Genomic DNA, 17864 nt, shown 5'->3' on the forward strand with positions numbered 1-17864 from the left:
TTCTTTGTTTTATTAAATAAGAGAATTTTAGAGATCAGCAAAAAGCCTTCTCAACAAATCGAGAAGGCAAAATCGTTTTTCTACCCATTATCTCATCACACTGCCGCCTGAAATTTTTAATGATTCTCCTACAATATTGCCTGATGCGTCCGTCAACAAGAATGCAATCGAATTCGCCACTTCTTCCGGCGTCGACAATCGGCCGGATGGAATTTCGCTTGCCGCCTGTTTCATTCCTTCTTCAAATGAAATTCCGTTTTTCTCAGCTCGCCGCCTAATGCTGTTCCAGGCCATTTCAGTGTCGACATAACCCGGACACACTGCATTGACACGAATGCCGTGCTCAATCGCTTCAAGAGCCATCGACTGCGTCCAGCCGACAACTGCAAACTTGCTGGCAGCATAAGCTGTGCCGCCATGGGTACCTCGCAGCCCCGAAAGTGAAGCCAAGTTAACGATGCTCCCCTCCTTTTTCTCAAGCATCTTCCGGTAAACCCTTTGCGTTAGCAGGAACGTATATTTGAAATTCAATTCCATGACGCGGTCGAGCGTTTCTTCATCCAGCTCCTCGACCACATTTCCGCCGCCAATTCCCGCCGAATTGACCAAGCCATAGATAAAGCCAAACTTATTCTCGGCTTGCGCCACCAGGTTTTCGCGGTCTTCTTGTTTTGCCAAATCCGCCTGCTGAATAAAAACTTGCTCATTGCTCGCCGCCTGGAGCAATTCCTTTTTCAATTGCTCCAGTTTTTCCTTATTGCGTCCAGTTATGGTGACCCATGCTCCCATCTCTACCAGAACCTTGGCCGTTTCATAGCCGATTCCGCCTGTGGCTCCAGTGATCAGCACGTGTTTACCTTTTAACGCTTCAGTTGAAAAAATAGACATTTAGCCGTCTCCTCTCCTACTTGAATGCTCATCTTTTCCCTTTCAACCAGAAAAGTAAAACATGCGGCATTTGCCCAGTCAATTCTTGGATTCATCTAATTTGCTTTTGCTGTTATCAGCCCATAAGCACTTGGTAAAGAGGGTCTGTCCGTTATATAATTTGAATAGTCGAACTATTATGGAGGAGGGTTAACATGAACAAAACTAAAACTGCAGTCGAAACACTATTTGTTAATCAGTTTGTTGATGGAATTTTAGACCCTGAAAAAGAAATGCTCGGTCCAGTCAAAGACGGCGGATATATTATTGCAAATACTGCGCCAGGATGTTGGGGACCGATGATTACGCCAAGCATCAAAGGCGGGCATGAAGTGACACGTCCAGTTTATGTACAAGGGGCAGAACCTGGGGATGCCATTGTCATCCGGATTAATTCTATTAATGTGACTTCCCAAGCCACTGCTTCCGGCAATGACAAAGTATATGAGGACCGAGCAGATGGCGACGGTTTCGTGGCGGCAAAATGTCCGGAATGCGGCACGAAGAATCCAAAGACGGTCATCAAAGGAATCGGCATGGAAGCCATCCGCTGCGCTAATTGTGGAGCGGATGCTACACCATTTGTTTTTACAAATGGCTATACCATGTTTTTTGGTGAAAAAGGGGATGTTGGCCTTACACTTCCGCAAGATGCAGCCGAAACGATTGCGAAAGATGGCCGGGAATATATGAAGACGCCGGAAGCATCTGTTCAAAATCCGGTAGTCACATTTGCACCACACGATATGGTCGGAACCATGGCACGCATGCGTCCATTCCTTGGCCAATTAGGGACAACGCCATCACGTCCGACACCGGATTCCCATAACGCTGGAGACTTCGGCTCTTTCTTGGTCGGCGCCACCCATGATTATACAAGTACTCAGGAAGAACTTGAAACGCACCGGACAGACGGCCATTTGGATGTCAACCGCGTGCGCGCCGGCGCTGTCTTGATATGCCCTGTTAAGGTGCCAGGCGGCGGTGTTTATCTTGGGGATATGCACGCCATGCAGGGAGACGGCGAGATTGCCGGGCATACGGCGGATGTGTCTGGCATTGCCCATCTTCAAGTCCATGTCATTAAAGGAATGAACATTAAAGGTCCGATTTTGCTGCCCAATGTTGAAGATTTGCCTTATACAGCCAAACCGTTCACTCAAGAAGAACGCCAGTCCGCCCAGCAAATCGCAGATAAATGGAACGTTGCAAAAATCGAGCAATCGTATCCAGTCTCTTTTATCGGATCTGGACCAAACTTGAACGACGCCACTGAAAACGGATTAAACCGAGCCGCAGAATTTTTCGGGGTAAGTGTACCGGAAATCATGAACCGCTCGACGATTACGGGAGCAATTGAAATCGGCCGGCACCCGGGCGTCATCACAGTGACTTTCTTGGCTCCAGAGCAGTATTTAAGAAAAACCAATTTATTCGATCTAGTTAAAACCCAATATGGTTAATATAAAAAACCAGCCCTCTTTATTACAGGGCTGGTTTTATTATGCACGATTAGATTGTTACACCTTGCTCCTGGTCTTCCACCCATCTGATTGAATGATACTTGTCCGTTAAGATAGCCGGATAGTCATTTTCAATTGGCGCAGCTGTTTCAAGGATTTTGTGCAAGCGTTCATTGAATTGATGGAATAGGAGTTCATCATTCTCACATTCGTCTACAATTTTTGTATACATGGTAACCATTCTTGAATAAAATTTTTCTTCTAATTCTTTGTGGGTGGTGGCAAATCGGGTTCCGGCTTCAACAAAATGAAGCATCAAATCGACGCTGAGTTCTTTGTTGCCAGTCGATTTGTAATAGTCGTCTATCGTCCTTTTCGCCTTGGATAACCGTGGCTGCGAGTCTTCCTCGTCCGGGCTAACATAAGCAGTTACCGTTCGCTTCGACTCTTCATACAGAGAATGGGCTTCTTCTTCAGCTTTTACTTCCGCGGATAAATGCTTTCTGGCTTTCTTGCTCATTTGCGATAGATCCATAATGAGTTTCATGAGTTCTTCCCGCTCATAAGTCTCTAAATGTTTCTTTAAGTCGTCAGTAGTCAACTTTGCCATAAGTTCTCGCCTCCATTTTTCTGCACTTACTAGATTCGGCGCCGCCCACACTAAACCCTTCTTGAAATTTATGCTTTGTTAATTGGTTGGGTTGCCATTTGCTTTCCCTTTGGCTTTTCCTGAGACATCCTCGAATTCCCGAGCGATTCGTTCCAGTGCTTCCTTAATCAGCGGGCGCGGCGATGGAATGCAAATGCGCTGATACTGCTCGCCTTCCTCCCCGAACATACTGCCATCTTCTAGGACGACATTCGCTTTATTGTAGATGCGGTCATGAATTTCTTCAGGCGATAAATTGTACCCGCTGAAATCGAGCCACAACACATAGGTGCCTTCTGGAATCCGGACCTTCACTTCTGGCATATGCTCTTCAAAAAAGGTTTTCACAAAGTCCATTGTGCCGTCTATATACTCCAAAAGCTGCTCCAGCCACTCTTCGCCTTCGTTGTACACAGCAATCAAAGCAGCAATTGTAAAAGGAGAACCAAGCTGCATACCCATTTCGGTCGCAAAAACCGCCATTCGATCCGGATCCGTCACAATAACATTCGTGCAATGAAGCCCGGCAGTGTTGAAGGTTTTGTTGATGGCAGTCAAAGTTAAAATATGGCCTGTTTGTTCAGCAACGGTGGCCATAGGAAGGAATGTTTGGCCTTTGCGGATCAGATCTCCGTGAATTTCATCCGCAACGATGAGCACATCATGGCGGTAACATATATCCGCCAACCTTTTCAATTCATTTTCTTTAAAAATGCGGCCCGTTGGATTGTGGGGATTGCACAAAATGAACATTTTCGTATGCCCGTCTTTCGCTTTTTCTTCGAAATCCTCGAAGTCGATAGAATAATAACCGGTGTCGTCTGCTTTCAAGGCATTATTGACCACAATGCGGCCGTTGCCTTCGACCACTCCTGTAAACGGCGGATAGACCGGACGCTGGATGATTATCCCATCCCCTGGTTGGGTAAAAGCTTTAACTGCAACATTTAAGGCATGGACCGTACCCGGGCTATAGACGATTTGTTCTTTTTTAATTTCCCAGTCATAGCGCCTCTTGAACCAATTCTGGATTGCTTGATAATATTCTTCCGGAAAGACCGAATAGCCGAAGATCCGATGGTCCACTGTTTTATGTAAGGCATCGACTAGCGGCTGCGGCACTGGCAAATCCATGTCCGCGGTAAACAGCGGAATCGTTTCTTCGTCAAAACGCTCGGTTATGCCGAACGCTTTGATCATGTCGGCTCCATCCCATTTTAATGAATACGTTCCTCTTCGATTGACGATTTCATCAAAATTATACTTCATTCATATCCTTCCTTTCGGGTTGATTGCTTTTCTTTTATGTAAACATAGTTGATTCATTTATACCCGTTTTTTGTTTTGTGAAGCCGACGATTTCCAAAGGATTTTCCTCATCGCTTTGGCGGCAAATCGAACTGGTAATGCTTCGCCAGAAATTCATCGATAACAACTCGATGGCTGCCAATCATATTTTCCGGCAATTCATCAGGGTAAAAAAATTTAAAACTGAGAGACTCCGCCTCGTCGACCCTTAATTCTCCTTCATAATCGTCTGTGTAATAGGCAGCTGTAACTGTATAGAATTCGTCGCCATTTGCGGCAACCGCAAAATGATTAGGTCCGGAATAGACATTGATCAACTGCAGCCGTTTGACTGTTAAACCTGTTTCTTCGTACACTTCTCTTTTCGCCACATCTTCTGTTGACTCTCCGAGTTCCATTAAGCCGCCGGCCAGTCCCCATTTATCTTTCGGAAATTTCCTCTCCTCAAGCAACAGCCTGCCTGATTCGTCCACAATGACTGCAACTGCACCGACCAGGATCAACGGACGGTGCCCGACAAGTGACCGCAGCTCTTCTACATACCCCATATCAAAAACGCTCCTTTGGTTTTCTGCTATTATACTCTTCTATAGTGTAGCTTACCCGACAGTTTTAGGCATGAATAAACCGCAAACCAGCCACCTGCTCCTGGTTAGGCAGATGGCTGGTTTGCATAGATTATATATGGAAAATGTTAAGCCCGTGCTTGTGCCGATGCAATTTTCTCCCGTTTGACTTCCGCAATTTCTTCTGTTGACATTTTAGTAATCGTAAACCCAGTCAAAGCGTAAATGATTGAAAGGATCGGCACTGTAAAATTGAAAATAGCATAAGGCGCATAATCGAAAGCACTGACTCCTAATGTTCCAAAGATAAAGACGCCACATGTGTTCCAGGCAAAGAATACAGAAGTTAGCGTACCGCCATCTTCTAGCGCCCGGGACAAGTTCTTAGACTGGAGCAATTTGTCTTTATAGGACTGGGCGTACATTCTTGAAGGCACGACGATGGAAACGTATTGTTCGGCACATGCTGCATTTGTGCCGATAGCGGAAAGGACAGTTGCTGCAACCAAACTGCCGCTGGTTTTGGCAACTTTTAATATTTTATTCATCATAGCCCGAAGCATCCCTGTATGTTCCAAAATGCCTCCGAAGGACATGGCTGCCAGTACCATCGATACGGTATACATCATATTGTCCAATCCGCCCCTGTTAAATAACTCATCGACTAGCACGTTGCCTGTCTCTATGACGTATCCGCTTTGCAGCGCGCTTACCGCATCCGAAACGGAACTTCCCTGCACAAACACTTGTGCCAGGAAACCGAGAAGAACTCCGACAACCAGTGCAGGAATGGCTGGCACTTTTTTAGCTACCAACACAAAGACAATCAACGGAATAATCAACAGAAAAGGTGAAATTACAAAACTTTCTCTTAGAACAGCAGCCGTTTCAGCAATGCCTGCTGTATCAGTTTCTTGAGACGAGAAGTTTCGGCCCAAGTACCAAAAGACCGCCAATGCGATCAGCAGTCCCGGAATAGTCGTATACCACATATGTTTAATGTGAACGAATAAGTCTGTACCTGTTAATCCTGCAGCCAAGTTGGTCGTATCGGATAAGGGAGACATTTTATCTCCAAAATACGATCCTGAAATAATCGCCCCTGCAACCATTGGCGCTGGAATTCCCATGCTAAGTCCAATGCCCATCCCCGCTACTCCGACTGTTCCCATTGTTGACCATGAACTTCCAATAGCAAGCGAGACAATGGCGCATATCAGTGTAATCGAAACAAGGAAAAATGCAGGCGTTAAAATCTGCAAACCATATAAAATAAGTGTAGCTACGATTCCGCCACCAATCCATGACCCGATAATGAGACCGATCAAGATAATGATGATAATGGCTGGCAAAGCGAGGCGTATCCCTTTATATATCCCCTCTTCGATTTCCTTCCATTTATAGCCTGAACGCCATGCAACCAACGCAGCCACAACCGCTCCCGCAATCAACGGAATATGCGGACCTTGTTTAAGTACGACAATCGTTGCAAGCATTACGGAAATCATGACAATCAGCGGTAATATAGCCCTTCCAAAAGTCATTCTCTTTTCCATGCCGTTTCCTCCCTCTCCCCTTTTTATTGAAGAATGTAAACGCTTTTACACTGCTCTACGCTGCTACTTGCACATAGTTTAGAAGGTATTCTTGATAAAAAATTCATTCTCCTTCTTATCAGGCTTTTTTCTTTTACTTATTTTTAATAGATGCTGACCGATTGTTTACAAATTCCATACAGATCTTTCACGCCAGCTTCAAGTTTCCTTGGTATGGTTTGAATGAAAACAAAAATCGATAGGAGCTGAAAACGTGAAAACAATCCATAGGTTTATTCCTGCAGCTGCAGTTTGTGCACTCTCACTCTCTCTATTCGCCGTCCCTTCGCAAAGCATTGCATCAGAGACCCTCATCCATTTTGACAAAGGCAAGCAGGGGTTGAATGTCGAATTGGTGGGCCGTTACAAAAGCGGTGCAAAAATTGATGAAGGCGGTACCGAAATTGTCGTTTACGATCCGACGACTTTCCGTGCTTTTTCTGTAAACGGTGCTGAAAATGCGCTCGATATTCTGGACATGAGTGTGTTAAAAACCAAAAAAACAACTGATATCCCACTGATGACCCGAATTCCGTTGAGCGAACTGGGTGTCGAGGCATCGGATGTCACGAGTGTCGCCATTCATCCGGACGGTGGTTATATCGCTGTAGCAGCCCCTGCTCTCCGTAAAGAAGAACCGGGATTTGTCGTCTTTATGACGGTGGACGGCAAACCAATTGCTAATGTACGAGTAGGCGCTTTGCCGGATATGCTGACATTTACACCAGATGGCAGTACACTGCTGGTCGCGAATGAAGGCGAACCGACTGAAGATTATTCTGTAAATCCTGAAGGTTCTGTCAGTTTTATCGACGTTGGTTCAGAAATTGAAAACATTGGCGCTGATGCTGTTTCAACTGTAACCTTTAATGAAGAAATCATCGAGGACGGCGTCCGAAAAGTCCATCCGGACAGCACTTACGCCGAGGATCTGGAACCCGAATACATCACTGTAGACGGAAATGGCAAGTACGCTTATGTGGCTTTGCAGGAAAATAACGCGTTCGCAAAACTGGATATCGAAAAGAAAGAATTTATCTCGGTAAAAAGTTTGGGCTACAAAGATCATTCACTTCCTAAAAACAAATTTGATGCATCAAACAAAGACGATGCTATAAATATCCGCAATTGGCCGGTCCTGTCAATGTATCAACCAGACGGCATCACCAGTTTTGAAGCGGATGGCAAAACTTATATTTTGTCAGCAAACGAAGGCGATCTGCAGGACTGGGAAGGTTTTTCTGAAGAAGCACGTGTTGCTGATTTAAAAGACGACTACCAGTTGAACGCCGATATGTATAAAGGCTATAACCAAAACCGTTTGGATAAGCTAGTGGAAAACGGCCTTTTTGATGAAAGCCAGCTGGGTCGGTTGATCACATCGACAGCACAGCCGAAAAATGAAAACGGCAAGTATGAGGCAATATATGGCCACGGCGGACGCTCTTTCTCTGTTTGGGACGCCGATTCCATGGAACTAGCGTATGATAGCGGCGACGACTTCGAACAAATTGCTGCCCAAGCTTTTCCCGATTTTTTCAATACCAGCAATGATAAAGATAGTTTTGATAATAGAAGCGACGATAAAGGGCCTGAACCGGAAAGCGTCATTACCGGCAACGTACAAGGCAAAAACTACGCGTTTATTGGACTTGAGCGGCAAGGGGGAATTATGGTCTACGATTTATCAAAACCTGCCGCCCCTAAATTTAACACTTATTTCTCAAGCCGTATTTTTAACGGTGAAGGAGCGGCAATCTCTGAAAAAAGCGGAGATGTAGCTCCTGAAGGATTGACCTTCGTCGCTTCAGACCAAAGCCCGACTGGCCAGGCCCTTCTTCTGGCTGCCCATGAAGTATCCGGCACTATTGCCGTTTATTCTTTGGAAGAAAAAGTGAAGGGTGGAAAAACCGCAGCGAACAATCCAATTTCAGAGCTGGCAAATTCAATTTTAGTGGCACCTAAAAAATTGGCTACTTTTCTTTCGAAATAACCCTAAAAAGCTGAATGGACTAGTCGTTTTGGCCAGGAGATTCAGCTTTTTAGTTTGCATCAACTTCTCATCTTACTATAAACCAATACACACACATGATTGCAATATCTGCAATCGAATGTCCAATGATGGTAGCTGTAATAGAACCTGTTTTTTCCCGTATGTAAGCCCAGAATAATCCGGCGAGTAATACTGGCATAACTGCAACCAGTGTATAACCCGATTGGAACAGATGCAATACCGTCAGGACATGGTAAAGAGTGTAAAATATCGAAGTCATGATAATTGCATAGCTTGCCGTGCCATTTATCCGAAGCTTTTCATACATGTATCCTCTCCAATACACTTCCTCTAAAACTGGATTAACGAAAACGAATAACAATATGAAAGCAATTTCTAAAGGTCCTGCAAAACCCCAGTCCAACAACAGCACACGAAGTTTATTGATATCCAGTAAATACACATGGAGCCAACTGACGCCTCCGTAAACAAAGAGGAAAAAAACCAGTCCGCTTCCGACGCCTACTAAGAATGCCTGTCTATCCAGCTTCATCCGCTCTCTCGGAAAAGCTTTATCAATAAGCGGCACCAAACAAAGCCAACCGAAAAACAACAGAAATGTCACGACGACATTCTGAAAAAATTGCAGACCGATAAAAATCATGAGCGTAGGTCCAATCAAACGAACGGCATTCTTCATGGGTTCCCCCCATCCCGGCGCTGTTCTTGTAAATACTGTTCATTGATGGGCTTCAAGTATTGATGTACAGCCCCATTAAATGCTTGAAAAGATCCGATCGGCACTTGATGGGTTCCTTTGTCGATGTAAATAACTTCTGTTTGGGGAGCTGCCTTTAAAAAAGGAATCTGGTAATGGTGCATCGGTTTTTCGAGAGTGCCAAAGATAAGCAAAATTGGCATCTTCATCCGATGGATAGAGTAGGTGGATTTATAGTCAAGGCCGTTCCTGCAAAATTCATACGCGCGCTGCGGGTCCGTTTTCTTCGCTAACTCATAAATCTTTTCTTCATCTTCAGGGTAATAATGATTCAGCTTAGCCTGCAGTTTTGCAGCAAGCGGAATCTGGCGGAATTTTGCCATATACATGACTGATTTGATGAAGAAGATCGGAGAGAAATTATTCAATTCGGAATATCCGCCAGACAAAATCATTGCCATCACCCGATCCGGATATTTTAAGGCAAACTCCTGGGCAACCAAGCCGCCATGCGAATAGGCACAGATTACCGCTTTTTCAATACCCAGCTTATCCAATAATAGCTTCAGATGATCGGCAAGAAGGCCAATCGTAATCGACTGGTCGCCTTTTGAACTTTCTCCATGTCCTGCTAAATCATAAAAAATAGTCTTATAGTATTTTGCAAGTTGTTCTTGGTGCATAAAAACATTATGACCCATTACAAAGGGATGAATAAAGACAATCGGCATTCCTTCGCCTTTACTCCAATAATAGATAGAAAGGTTATCATCGATTTCAGCATATGGCATAAACAGAGTCCACTCCTAATCAGAAATAAATTCAGTAGTACTCCCGGGATACCCGATTTTTAGCATAGACAAAACAAAACAAACGCTTTAGTTAGGTCCAAAAAGAGAAAATGGAGATAAATCAAAAAAAGTTATTAAAATATTCAGAAATATATAGTAATTATTTGTTTTTTATAATATAATCGGTGCAGAGACATTGAACTACTTTTCTTTTGCGGCCGCTTAGAAAGTAGAGTTTTAATGAATCAAAAGGATTAGTTTCTTGCTGCTGTTAGCCAAATGCCTGTGTTTAGTTTTGATCTTGTCAAAAACCACCTCAAACTTACGAGACGAAGGAGAGAAAAAACATGAAAAAACTGGCAATGATTTTAATAGCGTTTATGTTTATGTTCGGCTTTACTTCAGGAGCAATAGCAAGTACAGGAGGCGGTCACGATTACGATCATGGCCATGACGATAAAGTCACCTACAAAGATGGCATCACGACCGTTGTAACTAAAAAGAAAGAAGTTACACATGATAAAATCGTCAAAACAGAAAAATTCACTGATTATTCAACTGAAAAGAAACACGACAAATCAACTTTTGAAAAAGTAGATGTAGATGTAACAAAAGAAAAACATCCCGTGCATAATTGGTATAGAGACGTGACGACAAAAACCACATATGAAATCACAAAACATACCACTTGGGATGAAGTAACAAAAACGGAAAAAGTCAAGAAAACAACGACTCCTGTAAAAATCATCAAAACAACGGTTACTACTAAAAAATACAAAGGCAAGCCAAGAAAAGGCAATTTGATCAGCAAAAAAACAAAAGTATACTATGATAAGGTTTATGGAAAAGAGCACGTAGAAGTGTACGTAGTAGACAAAAAAACGTATAAAGAAAACGAAAAAACCTACTACGATAAAAAAGTCATTGATGTAGAAGTTACTAAAGGCAAATGGGATAGAAAAGATAAAGACCACGGTCACGATAAAGACAAAGACAAAGGCAAAGACAGAGGTAAAGGCAAAGGCAAACATTGATAACGTAAAAGCCCCTGCATAAAGCAGGGGCTTTTTTTACTTCACTCCACCGACACATTTCAGGTAGTTTGAATTTCTTTTAAGATGCTTCAATATCATTTGTAGGAAGTCCACTATATGATAGATGTAGAATCAGTAATCTTTTTTACATAACTTAAACTGCCGTCTGCCTAACCTCCTCTCCTATTCCAAAGTAAAGGATGTTTTTTATGAAAACGTTATCATATCTGCTTTTAATTTCACTTGTTGCCTTTGTGCTTAGTTCTTGCTCAACAGCCGCCCCTACTGCTACGGCAAACGCCGGCCAAATAAATGACGGCAAAGCGGCCCCTCCTTTTGAATTGCTGGATCTGCAAGGAAATACGCATCAACTTTCCGAATACACCGGCCAAAAAGTATACGTAAAATTCTGGGCTTCTTGGTGTTCGATTTGCCTTGCAGGCATGGAAGAGCTGAATACTCTGGCAGGCAAAGACACTGATTTTGTTGTACTGACTATCGTATCCCCAAGTTCGAACGCTGAAAAAAACAGTAAATCGTTTGCCAAATGGTTTAAAGGCGTCGAAAACACCTCGAATATTAAAGTGCTTTTGGACGAAGACGGACCGATTTTTGAACAATACGGCATTATCGGCTATCCAACTTCCGTTTTCATCGGCTCGGACGGTGTTTTGGCTAAACGCCAGCAAGGACACGTCAGCAACGAACAGATTATAGAAACATTTGATTCAATTCAATAAAACAAATCTTGTTTACACAAAGGAAAGGACCGATTGGAATGAAGACCAAATGGCTAGTAATGTTGCTGTTCCTATTATTGGCATTGACCGGTTGTTCATCACTGCCATCGCTTACGTCAAACTCTGGAGTCGGCGATGCAGCGGCCGGCGCCTCAAAATTTCCGGACAATCCGAATGCGCAACTGGAATTTGACACTGATAAGCTGGAAGACGTTTGGCTTGCCGGCGGGTGCTTCTGGGGAGTCGAGGCTTATATGTCCCGCGTTTATGGAGTCTATGACGTGACTTCCGGCTACGCCAATGGCAGCACGAAAAATCCGACATATGAAGAAGTTACACGAAAAAACACCGGACATGCTGAAACCGTACATGTCCGCTACGATCCGGAGCGTGTAGATTTGGAGAAGTTAATAAGCCAGTATTTCGTCATTATCGATCCAACGATTCTGAACCAGCAAGGCAATGACCGCGGCGAGCAATACCGAACCGGGATCTATTATAAAAATGAGGAGGACCGAGCTGTTATTGACAAAGTAGCAGCGAAAGAAGCTAGCAAATATGATGACCCTATCGTAACGGAAGTCGAACCATTGGAACACTATTACTTGGCAGAAGAATATCATCAGGACTATCTTGAAAAAAATCCGGATGGTTACTGCCACATTGAATTTGATTCGCTGGAAGACCAAGATATCCCCGCTTTGATCGATCCTGCCAAATATCCAAAACCAAGCGATGAAGTATTAAAAGAAAAGTTGACCGAAGCCCAATACAACGTCACGCAGAATGACGATACCGAAACCGCCTATTCCAACGAATATTGGGATAATTATGAACCCGGAATTTACGTAGATGTGGCGACCGGAGAACCGTTATTCTCCTCTGCCGATAAATACGATTCCCAATGCGGCTGGCCGAGCTTTACCAAACCGATTGAACCAAATGTTGTAACTAAACATAAAGACTCCAGTTTCAATATGGTGCGCATTGAAGTAAGAAGCCGTTCGGGCGACAGCCACCTTGGCCACGTGTTTGAAGATGGACCGAAAGATAAAGGCGGCTTGCGTTATTGCATAAATAGCGCTTCGATTCTTTTTATTCCGCAGGAAGAAATGGACGAAGCGGGATATGGCTATTTGAAAAGCATTCTATAATATAAAAAAATGAGCCTCTCTCTATCTGAGAAGGCTCATTTTCATGAAATTCAAAAGAGAAAAGCCGGACATAACGCTCACTTATATCCAGCGATTCGTTAACTTCCTGTATAAGATCCATCATCATAACTGAACTGCCATTCGATTCCAAGTTTGTCTGTTAATGCGCCATATGCCGGACTCCAAAATGTTTTTTGCAGCTTCATAGTCACTTTGCCATCTTGGGCCAAGCGATTAAAGTCGGCAGTCATTTTCTCTAAATCGTCCGAAACTATGGTCAAATTAATGTTCTTCCCAAAAGGAACAGTTGCCCCCGGCATGGCATCTGAAAACATGACTTCACTTTCGTATATATTAATAGCCGTATGCATGACCAAGTCTTTCGCATCTTCCGGCATTTCATATCCTTCTTCCGGAGGCATATCTCCAAACTTCATAATCTCAGGCATCCCTGTTCCGAAAACATCAGTATAATACTCCACAGCTTCTTGGCAGTTTCCGTTAAAAATCATATATGCAACTATCGGCATTGCCAACTCTCCCTTTCTTTTTCTTATTTTATAGTGCGAGCGCATTTTTAAAGGTGAGCGGCCTTTTAGAATACGCCTGGATAAATGATAAAAAATAAACAGAACAAACGTTCTTATATAAACTGATTATACCTTACCGCTCGTTTAATTGCTATACTTTTCTGAAAATTAAAGACAATAAAAAGCCTCCATTCCTTTTCCTTGAACGATGGCTTAATGAGCTATGAAATTTCTTGTATGAGTCACTTTGGATAGCGGATATATTTCCGTTGGCCTTCAATAATTCGGTTATTTTTCCATACGCTATAGCTGTAATTCAGCAGTTCCATCTTTTCAAGATCTTCGTTTACTATCATATTTAATTTGGCTAAGCTAAGTTCCATCACTTCTTTATTTTCCGTTATGCCTTTGACAAAATCCAACTGATTCCTTGGCAGCTTTTTTCTGTCATTCGTTGTTTCCAGGAAATTCGAAAAGGCACGAAGCTCTTCGTGATTTGCTAACAGAGTCGTTAAGGTCAAGTACTGATACATATTAACCCGATTTGCTGTTTCCTGCACTTTCGTCAAGTCTGTTTCGGTAAGTTGTTCGCGAGCCAGTACGTCATACTCATAATAATGTCTGAAGTCTTTAATCAATCGGTTGAACTTTTGCTGAACATCCCAGAGCCCAGCAAATGCATCCCTTCCCCGCCTTGCTTTCACTTCCTCTTTGGACACTGAGGTATTTAAAGGATTTATATAGTAGGAGCTTTCCACTTTCAGCCGCGCTTCACCAATTTGGAATATATTCGAACTTAGGTTAGCAAAAAGCGCCAATTTCTGCTGCGCTTCAAACGCTTCTTCCTTAATTTCTTCTCCTATTGTTACATAAGCCGTTCCTGCCGGTTCATTGTTCTTCAAAAAGCCAGCCATAAAATAAGGCTTGCCGTTGACTTTCCAGTAAACTGGATTGATAAAGACACTTTCGGTCCAGTTGCGGTATTTTTTCACTTTCTTCATCAGCAGTTTGGTTGTTCCCTCATCCATCATATCCCTGCTTTCTATCCGGCTTGATGTCTTTGAAATTCCTTTTAAATGCATATATGAAACGTCTGCCTAACAAAAATCATTGGTTCGATATTCTTTTCTTTTGAATAATAAAAGTTTTTGAGTTATTAAAACCATTCTTCGTAATAAATAAAAAAAGCAGCCTAAGCCACTTCTTACTAATTTTTCATGCCGGATTCAAGCGAACCGATTTTTTTCAGTAGATAACTCTTCAGTTCCGCTCTATTCCCTACATCTTTTTTCGGAATTATAAAGGCACTTACTGCAATGTTGTACAAATAGAAGTTATCGGTATCTTCAGCCAAATGCTCAATACCTAACCAATATACCTTTTTTTCTCCTTTACTGCTTTTTTCCCGAAGTCCTTCATCCGAGAAAATCATCTTATGATTTCCCAGCATGCCTTCGTTCTTACCTTCTCGGATCATCTTTTTCGCTGTACGCTTTACGTTACGGTACACAAAAACCGGATAAAAAACCGCCCATAGTACACTGAATACAAAAAAAGGAACAAATAAGAACAGAAAAGGCAGGTCCAAAATATAAGAAAATAAAATTGGTATCAGTAAATAAATGATGGGAATGATTACTCGTTGAATGGTAATCGTCTTTTGTGTTGATTTGGAATTTTTAATATGAAATAAATTAAAGTCTATGTATGCTTCTTCGGTTACACTGTAATTGATTTCCATAGGTTAGTTTACTCCTTTAAGTTTTGTTCATAGTTCCCCAATCAATAAAATAAAAAAGACTGCCAAGCACAGTAATGATTCTAGCCAGTCATGATAATATGCTTTTTCTTCCCGGTGCAGCACCCGTTCCTCGATTCCGCGGTTTAGGCTAGTTAAAAAGAACAAGGCAAACAAGGGACTTATCTTTATAACGCCCGAAAACATTTCTGCTTCTTTTTCAACATTTATCCAAAACATAGCATAAATGAACCCAACCAAGAGGATGCCATCGATGGCAACGCTAATTCGGCTGCGGTCTTGGTGAAACATGAAAGTCGATTTCGCTTTTATATTGAGCCGCTTCTTAAAGTAAAAATGGCTGATAATCAAATAAACTAAAAATGCAATGACTAAACCTGCAACCGTTGCTGTATTCACTCACACCCTTCCTTTTCTTTTGTTTCTCTTGTTTATATTATTCTCTTTATAAATTTCATTTACCTGCACTATTAACAAAAGAGGATGCAAGTTACTTAGCATCCTCTTCGAAGGGTCATTTTCTAATCATTCTGTACATACCAGCCGCTACTGTTAAAGCAGCGAGGATTCCGTAAACGCCTTTCCAATTCAGCGGAATGTCTTTTTGGCCGGAAGTCATCGGTTCCTGATTTTGAAAGATATATGCCGTAAGTTGATTGATTGCGGGCATTTCCACAGGACTTGTCTGAATTAGTTCAAAAAATTCATTAGCTAAGTGTTTGATTTCATCCGGTTTGGTTTTTAAATCTTCAACGGCATTGTGAAACGTTTCAGTTTTTGCAAGTTTGCTCAGCAAAAAAACGAAAATTGGCTCCGGCACGTATTTTAGCCGCTTAATGCCCGGAGGAGAAAGATGCACTCCGGCACTTTCCAGGGCACGAAACGCCTCATGAAGTGCTCGGACACTAAGAACTCGTGCATCCCGTGTCTCTGCAAAATGCTTAGCCTCCATATTACATGCGTAAACCGCCGGTACAAACGTCGGTACAAGTAGTGCAACATGCGTTTTCAGCCACGCATCCATGTCACGCCGGATCTCCGTTTGATAGCCGCGCATCGAATTTAGGATTTCTGCGGCATCTCTCATTCTTTGAGTCACTCTGCCATCGGGCTCCCCAATCGGCAAAGTTATCGGTTTTTTGTCGTTTACCGGCAGCATCCGAACAATATGGCCATCGAGATACCCGCCTGGCAAAGGAAAGCCAATCATGACCCGTTCCTGCCCTAAAGCGGCTACAAGCTCGTTTTGTCCCGCTGCGTTATTCATCATGAATAAAAAAGTGGAGACCTTATGGTTAGCGGCAAGTGACGGCAAAATACTTGATATCCGGTTTTTTCGCACTGGGATGATAACAAGGTCATAAAAATCCTCTTCACCTAAATGGTCCACTACCGGAAGGCGGATAACCGTTTGTTCTTTTGTTGAGACATCTTCAATGACAATGCCATACTTCTTCAAATCTTCCTGCCGTTGTCCGTGATCCAAAATGGATACTGCATGGCCTGCTTCCGAGAGGCGTTCAGCAAATAAACTTCCAAATGGCCCAACTCCATAAATAAGAATTTTCTTTTTCATAAAGGCCCTCCCTTTCCTATGTAAAGGCCATGCATTTGATTTGCTTTCAGTATATTGGATTCGATAATTTTTATAAACAGCTAGTTGCACCCAGAACCAAATTGGGATGCAAAATTAAATACATTAAATTTTCTAAAAACTATAGTATTTTTTTGCTTTTTGTTATAGAATGAGCTCAGAAAGAATCAAATTCCTAGTATTTTTAATAAATTACAGAAATCTTCTATTTCTGTTTTTTAATACTACATAGAAAAAAGGAGGTCATAATCTCTCAAAGTGCATAATAAAGAAAGTTTAAAGCTCTATGCCCCACCGCCTAGAGAATGAACAAAATCTAATTATGAAATGGAGAGAAAGAGGATGAAAAAATTCTTTACGATTATGATGGCGATTTTTCTAATATTCGGTGTCAGCTCTACTGCAGCTCTGGCACATGGCGATCATGATGATCATAAATATGACTACGGTGATAAAAAAGATAAAAAACACGACTACGACAAAGATGACGATGATGATAAGTACAAAGACGGCAAGAAAAAGTATAAGCACAACAAGCATTTCTATTGGCACAAACACTACTATTACAAGCATGGCAAAAAACATTTCTACTGGCACAAACACTATTATTATAAACACCATAAAAAGCACAAAAAACACCATGACCACGACGATGATGATGATGACGACGACGACGATGACGATGACTACAAAAAAGGCCATGGCAAAAAGAAACGCGGACACCATCACCATTAATCAATAAAAAGGAACAAGCGCCCTTCATTAAACAAGGAGCTTGTTCTTTTTTATGTTTGAAAATAGCTGTTCTTAATTTTTTCAAAACTCCGCTTCGGAAAACCTTGCAGCTAACTAAACAAAATTCAAATTACTTACCAATTGCATATCAACGCCAAATTCATATACTTCTGGCTAGAAGTAAAAAGCTGTTTAGTAGCCTTTGTCCCCGTTCCTGTTCAGGTAACATAACCCATTTGATATGACTATTATGTTAAATCATCTCCTAGAGTAAAATAGGCATCTAAATATATAAATCGCTAATGAAA

General features: G+C 42.3%; 18 protein-coding genes. 6 read left to right on the forward strand and 12 right to left on the reverse strand.

Annotated features, from left to right (window positions below; all coding sequences use genetic code 11):
• Nucleotides 1–87: 87 nt before the first annotated feature.
• Nucleotides 88–888 carry an SDR family NAD(P)-dependent oxidoreductase gene (locus B0H99_RS03015; protein ID WP_106532157.1) on the reverse strand — a complete coding sequence of 267 codons (801 nt, stop codon included), beginning with the start codon at nt 886–888 and terminating at the stop codon, nt 88–90.
• Between the two features lie 194 nt (nt 889–1082).
• Here B0H99_RS03015 and B0H99_RS03020 point away from each other — a divergent pair, with 194 nt between their 5' ends.
• Nucleotides 1083–2390: an acetamidase/formamidase family protein gene (locus B0H99_RS03020; protein WP_106532158.1), complete on the forward strand. Its 1308-nt coding sequence runs from the start codon at nt 1083–1085 to the stop codon at nt 2388–2390.
• 49 nt (nt 2391–2439) lie between these two features.
• Here B0H99_RS03020 and B0H99_RS03025 read toward each other — a convergent pair whose 3' ends face one another.
• From B0H99_RS03025 to nhaC, 4 genes are all read right to left on the reverse strand, one after another.
• Nucleotides 2440–3000: a DUF6155 family protein gene (locus B0H99_RS03025; RefSeq protein ID WP_106532159.1), complete on the reverse strand. Its 561-nt coding sequence runs from the start codon at nt 2998–3000 to the stop codon at nt 2440–2442.
• A 78-nt stretch (nt 3001–3078) separates the two neighbouring features.
• Nucleotides 3079–4308 carry a MalY/PatB family protein gene (locus tag B0H99_RS03030; RefSeq protein ID WP_106532160.1) on the reverse strand — a complete coding sequence of 410 codons (1230 nt, stop codon included), beginning with the start codon at nt 4306–4308 and terminating at the stop codon, nt 3079–3081.
• A 107-nt stretch (nt 4309–4415) separates the two neighbouring features.
• The gene (locus tag B0H99_RS03035) at nt 4416–4895 is read right to left on the reverse strand and encodes an NUDIX hydrolase (RefSeq protein WP_106532161.1); all 480 of its coding nucleotides are present in this window, start codon (nt 4893–4895) and stop codon (nt 4416–4418) included.
• Between the two features lie 146 nt (nt 4896–5041).
• Nucleotides 5042–6469: a Na+/H+ antiporter NhaC gene (gene nhaC, locus B0H99_RS03040; RefSeq protein WP_106532162.1), complete on the reverse strand. Its 1428-nt coding sequence runs from the start codon at nt 6467–6469 to the stop codon at nt 5042–5044.
• A 253-nt stretch (nt 6470–6722) separates the two neighbouring features.
• On the opposite strand from nhaC, the gene B0H99_RS03045 reads away from it, so the two are divergent.
• Entirely contained in the window at nt 6723–8501 is a 1779-nt protein-coding gene (locus tag B0H99_RS03045; protein WP_106532163.1) for a choice-of-anchor I family protein, read from the forward strand.
• 67 nt (nt 8502–8568) lie between these two features.
• Here the strand turns inward: B0H99_RS03045 and B0H99_RS03050 are convergent, their stop codons facing one another.
• Together B0H99_RS03050 and B0H99_RS03055 are read right to left on the reverse strand one after the other, a co-directional pair.
• A complete protein-coding gene (locus tag B0H99_RS03050) occupies nt 8569–9201 on the reverse strand; it encodes a CPBP family intramembrane glutamic endopeptidase (RefSeq protein ID WP_106532164.1) in 633 nt (210 codons plus the stop codon).
• Nucleotides 9198–10010, reverse strand: a complete 813-nt coding sequence (locus B0H99_RS03055; protein ID WP_106532165.1) for an alpha/beta fold hydrolase — start codon at nt 10008–10010, stop codon at nt 9198–9200. The genes B0H99_RS03050 and B0H99_RS03055 overlap by 4 nt, the downstream gene beginning before the upstream one ends.
• A 347-nt stretch (nt 10011–10357) precedes the next feature.
• On the opposite strand from B0H99_RS03055, the gene B0H99_RS03060 reads away from it, so the two are divergent.
• From B0H99_RS03060 to msrB, 3 genes are all read left to right on the forward strand, one after another.
• Nucleotides 10358–11044 (forward strand): hypothetical protein, encoded by a 687-nt coding sequence (locus B0H99_RS03060; RefSeq protein WP_106532166.1) that lies wholly within the window; start codon nt 10358–10360, stop codon nt 11042–11044.
• Between the two features lie 209 nt (nt 11045–11253).
• The gene (locus tag B0H99_RS03065; RefSeq protein WP_106532167.1) at nt 11254–11784 is read left to right on the forward strand and encodes a TlpA family protein disulfide reductase; all 531 of its coding nucleotides are present in this window, start codon (nt 11254–11256) and stop codon (nt 11782–11784) included.
• A gap of 38 nt (nt 11785–11822) precedes the next feature.
• Nucleotides 11823–12938: a peptide-methionine (R)-S-oxide reductase MsrB gene (msrB, locus tag B0H99_RS03070; protein ID WP_106532168.1), complete on the forward strand. Its 1116-nt coding sequence runs from the start codon at nt 11823–11825 to the stop codon at nt 12936–12938.
• A 98-nt stretch (nt 12939–13036) separates the two neighbouring features.
• On the opposite strand, the gene B0H99_RS03075 is transcribed toward msrB, so the two are convergent.
• The 5 genes from B0H99_RS03075 to B0H99_RS03095 all read right to left on the reverse strand — a co-directional run bounded on the left by B0H99_RS03075 (nt 13037) and on the right by B0H99_RS03095 (nt 16803).
• Nucleotides 13037–13468, reverse strand: coding sequence for a VOC family protein (locus tag B0H99_RS03075; RefSeq protein WP_106532169.1), 432 nt, complete (start codon nt 13466–13468; stop codon nt 13037–13039).
• A 242-nt stretch (nt 13469–13710) separates the two neighbouring features.
• Nucleotides 13711–14496 (reverse strand): hypothetical protein, encoded by a 786-nt coding sequence (locus B0H99_RS03080; protein WP_106532170.1) that lies wholly within the window; start codon nt 14494–14496, stop codon nt 13711–13713.
• Nucleotides 14497–14675: 179 nt separating this feature from the next.
• Nucleotides 14676–15209, reverse strand: a complete 534-nt coding sequence (locus B0H99_RS03085; RefSeq protein ID WP_106532171.1) for a YcxB family protein — start codon at nt 15207–15209, stop codon at nt 14676–14678.
• Nucleotides 15210–15236: 27 nt separating this feature from the next.
• Entirely contained in the window at nt 15237–15626 is a 390-nt protein-coding gene (locus tag B0H99_RS03090; RefSeq protein WP_106532172.1) for a DUF4181 domain-containing protein, read from the reverse strand.
• Nucleotides 15627–15741: 115 nt separating this feature from the next.
• Complete coding sequence (locus tag B0H99_RS03095) at nt 15742–16803, reverse strand: ketopantoate reductase family protein (RefSeq protein ID WP_106532173.1); 1062 nt, start codon at nt 16801–16803, stop codon at nt 15742–15744.
• Between the two features lie 360 nt (nt 16804–17163).
• Between B0H99_RS03095 and B0H99_RS03100 the strand changes: the two genes are divergently transcribed.
• Nucleotides 17164–17556: a hypothetical protein gene (locus tag B0H99_RS03100; RefSeq protein WP_106532174.1), complete on the forward strand. Its 393-nt coding sequence runs from the start codon at nt 17164–17166 to the stop codon at nt 17554–17556.
• Nucleotides 17557–17864: the final 308 nt, after the last annotated feature.

The organism is Planomicrobium soli (genome assembly GCF_003014655.1).
GTDB classification, from domain to species: Bacteria; Bacillota; Bacilli; order Bacillales_A; family Planococcaceae; genus Planococcus; species Planococcus soli_B.

Coding starts and splice junctions, on each gene's coding strand:
- B0H99_RS03015 (WP_106532157.1), bottom strand. CDS start 888: ATGTCTATTTTTTCAACTGAAGCGTTAAAAGGTAAACACGTGCTGATC.
- B0H99_RS03055 (WP_106532165.1), bottom strand. CDS start 10,010: ATGCCATATGCTGAAATCGATGATAACCTTTCTATCTATTATTGGAGT.
- B0H99_RS03020 (WP_106532158.1), top strand. CDS start 1,083: ATGAACAAAACTAAAACTGCAGTCGAAACACTATTTGTTAATCAGTTT.
- B0H99_RS03030 (WP_106532160.1), bottom strand. CDS start 4,308: ATGAAGTATAATTTTGATGAAATCGTCAATCGAAGAGGAACGTATTCA.
- nhaC (WP_106532162.1), bottom strand. CDS start 6,469: ATGGAAAAGAGAATGACTTTTGGAAGGGCTATATTACCGCTGATTGTC.
- msrB (WP_106532168.1), top strand. CDS start 11,823: ATGAAGACCAAATGGCTAGTAATGTTGCTGTTCCTATTATTGGCATTG.
- B0H99_RS03100 (WP_106532174.1), top strand. CDS start 17,164: ATGAAAAAATTCTTTACGATTATGATGGCGATTTTTCTAATATTCGGT.
- B0H99_RS03085 (WP_106532171.1), bottom strand. CDS start 15,209: ATGGAAATCAATTACAGTGTAACCGAAGAAGCATACATAGACTTTAAT.
- B0H99_RS03095 (WP_106532173.1), bottom strand. CDS start 16,803: ATGAAAAAGAAAATTCTTATTTATGGAGTTGGGCCATTTGGAAGTTTA.
- B0H99_RS03075 (WP_106532169.1), bottom strand. CDS start 13,468: ATGCCGATAGTTGCATATATGATTTTTAACGGAAACTGCCAAGAAGCT.
- B0H99_RS03050 (WP_106532164.1), bottom strand. CDS start 9,201: ATGAAGAATGCCGTTCGTTTGATTGGACCTACGCTCATGATTTTTATC.
- B0H99_RS03060 (WP_106532166.1), top strand. CDS start 10,358: ATGAAAAAACTGGCAATGATTTTAATAGCGTTTATGTTTATGTTCGGC.
- B0H99_RS03065 (WP_106532167.1), top strand. CDS start 11,254: ATGAAAACGTTATCATATCTGCTTTTAATTTCACTTGTTGCCTTTGTG.
- B0H99_RS03080 (WP_106532170.1), bottom strand. CDS start 14,496: ATGGATGAGGGAACAACCAAACTGCTGATGAAGAAAGTGAAAAAATAC.
- B0H99_RS03035 (WP_106532161.1), bottom strand. CDS start 4,895: ATGGGGTATGTAGAAGAGCTGCGGTCACTTGTCGGGCACCGTCCGTTG.
- B0H99_RS03025 (WP_106532159.1), bottom strand. CDS start 3,000: ATGGCAAAGTTGACTACTGACGACTTAAAGAAACATTTAGAGACTTAT.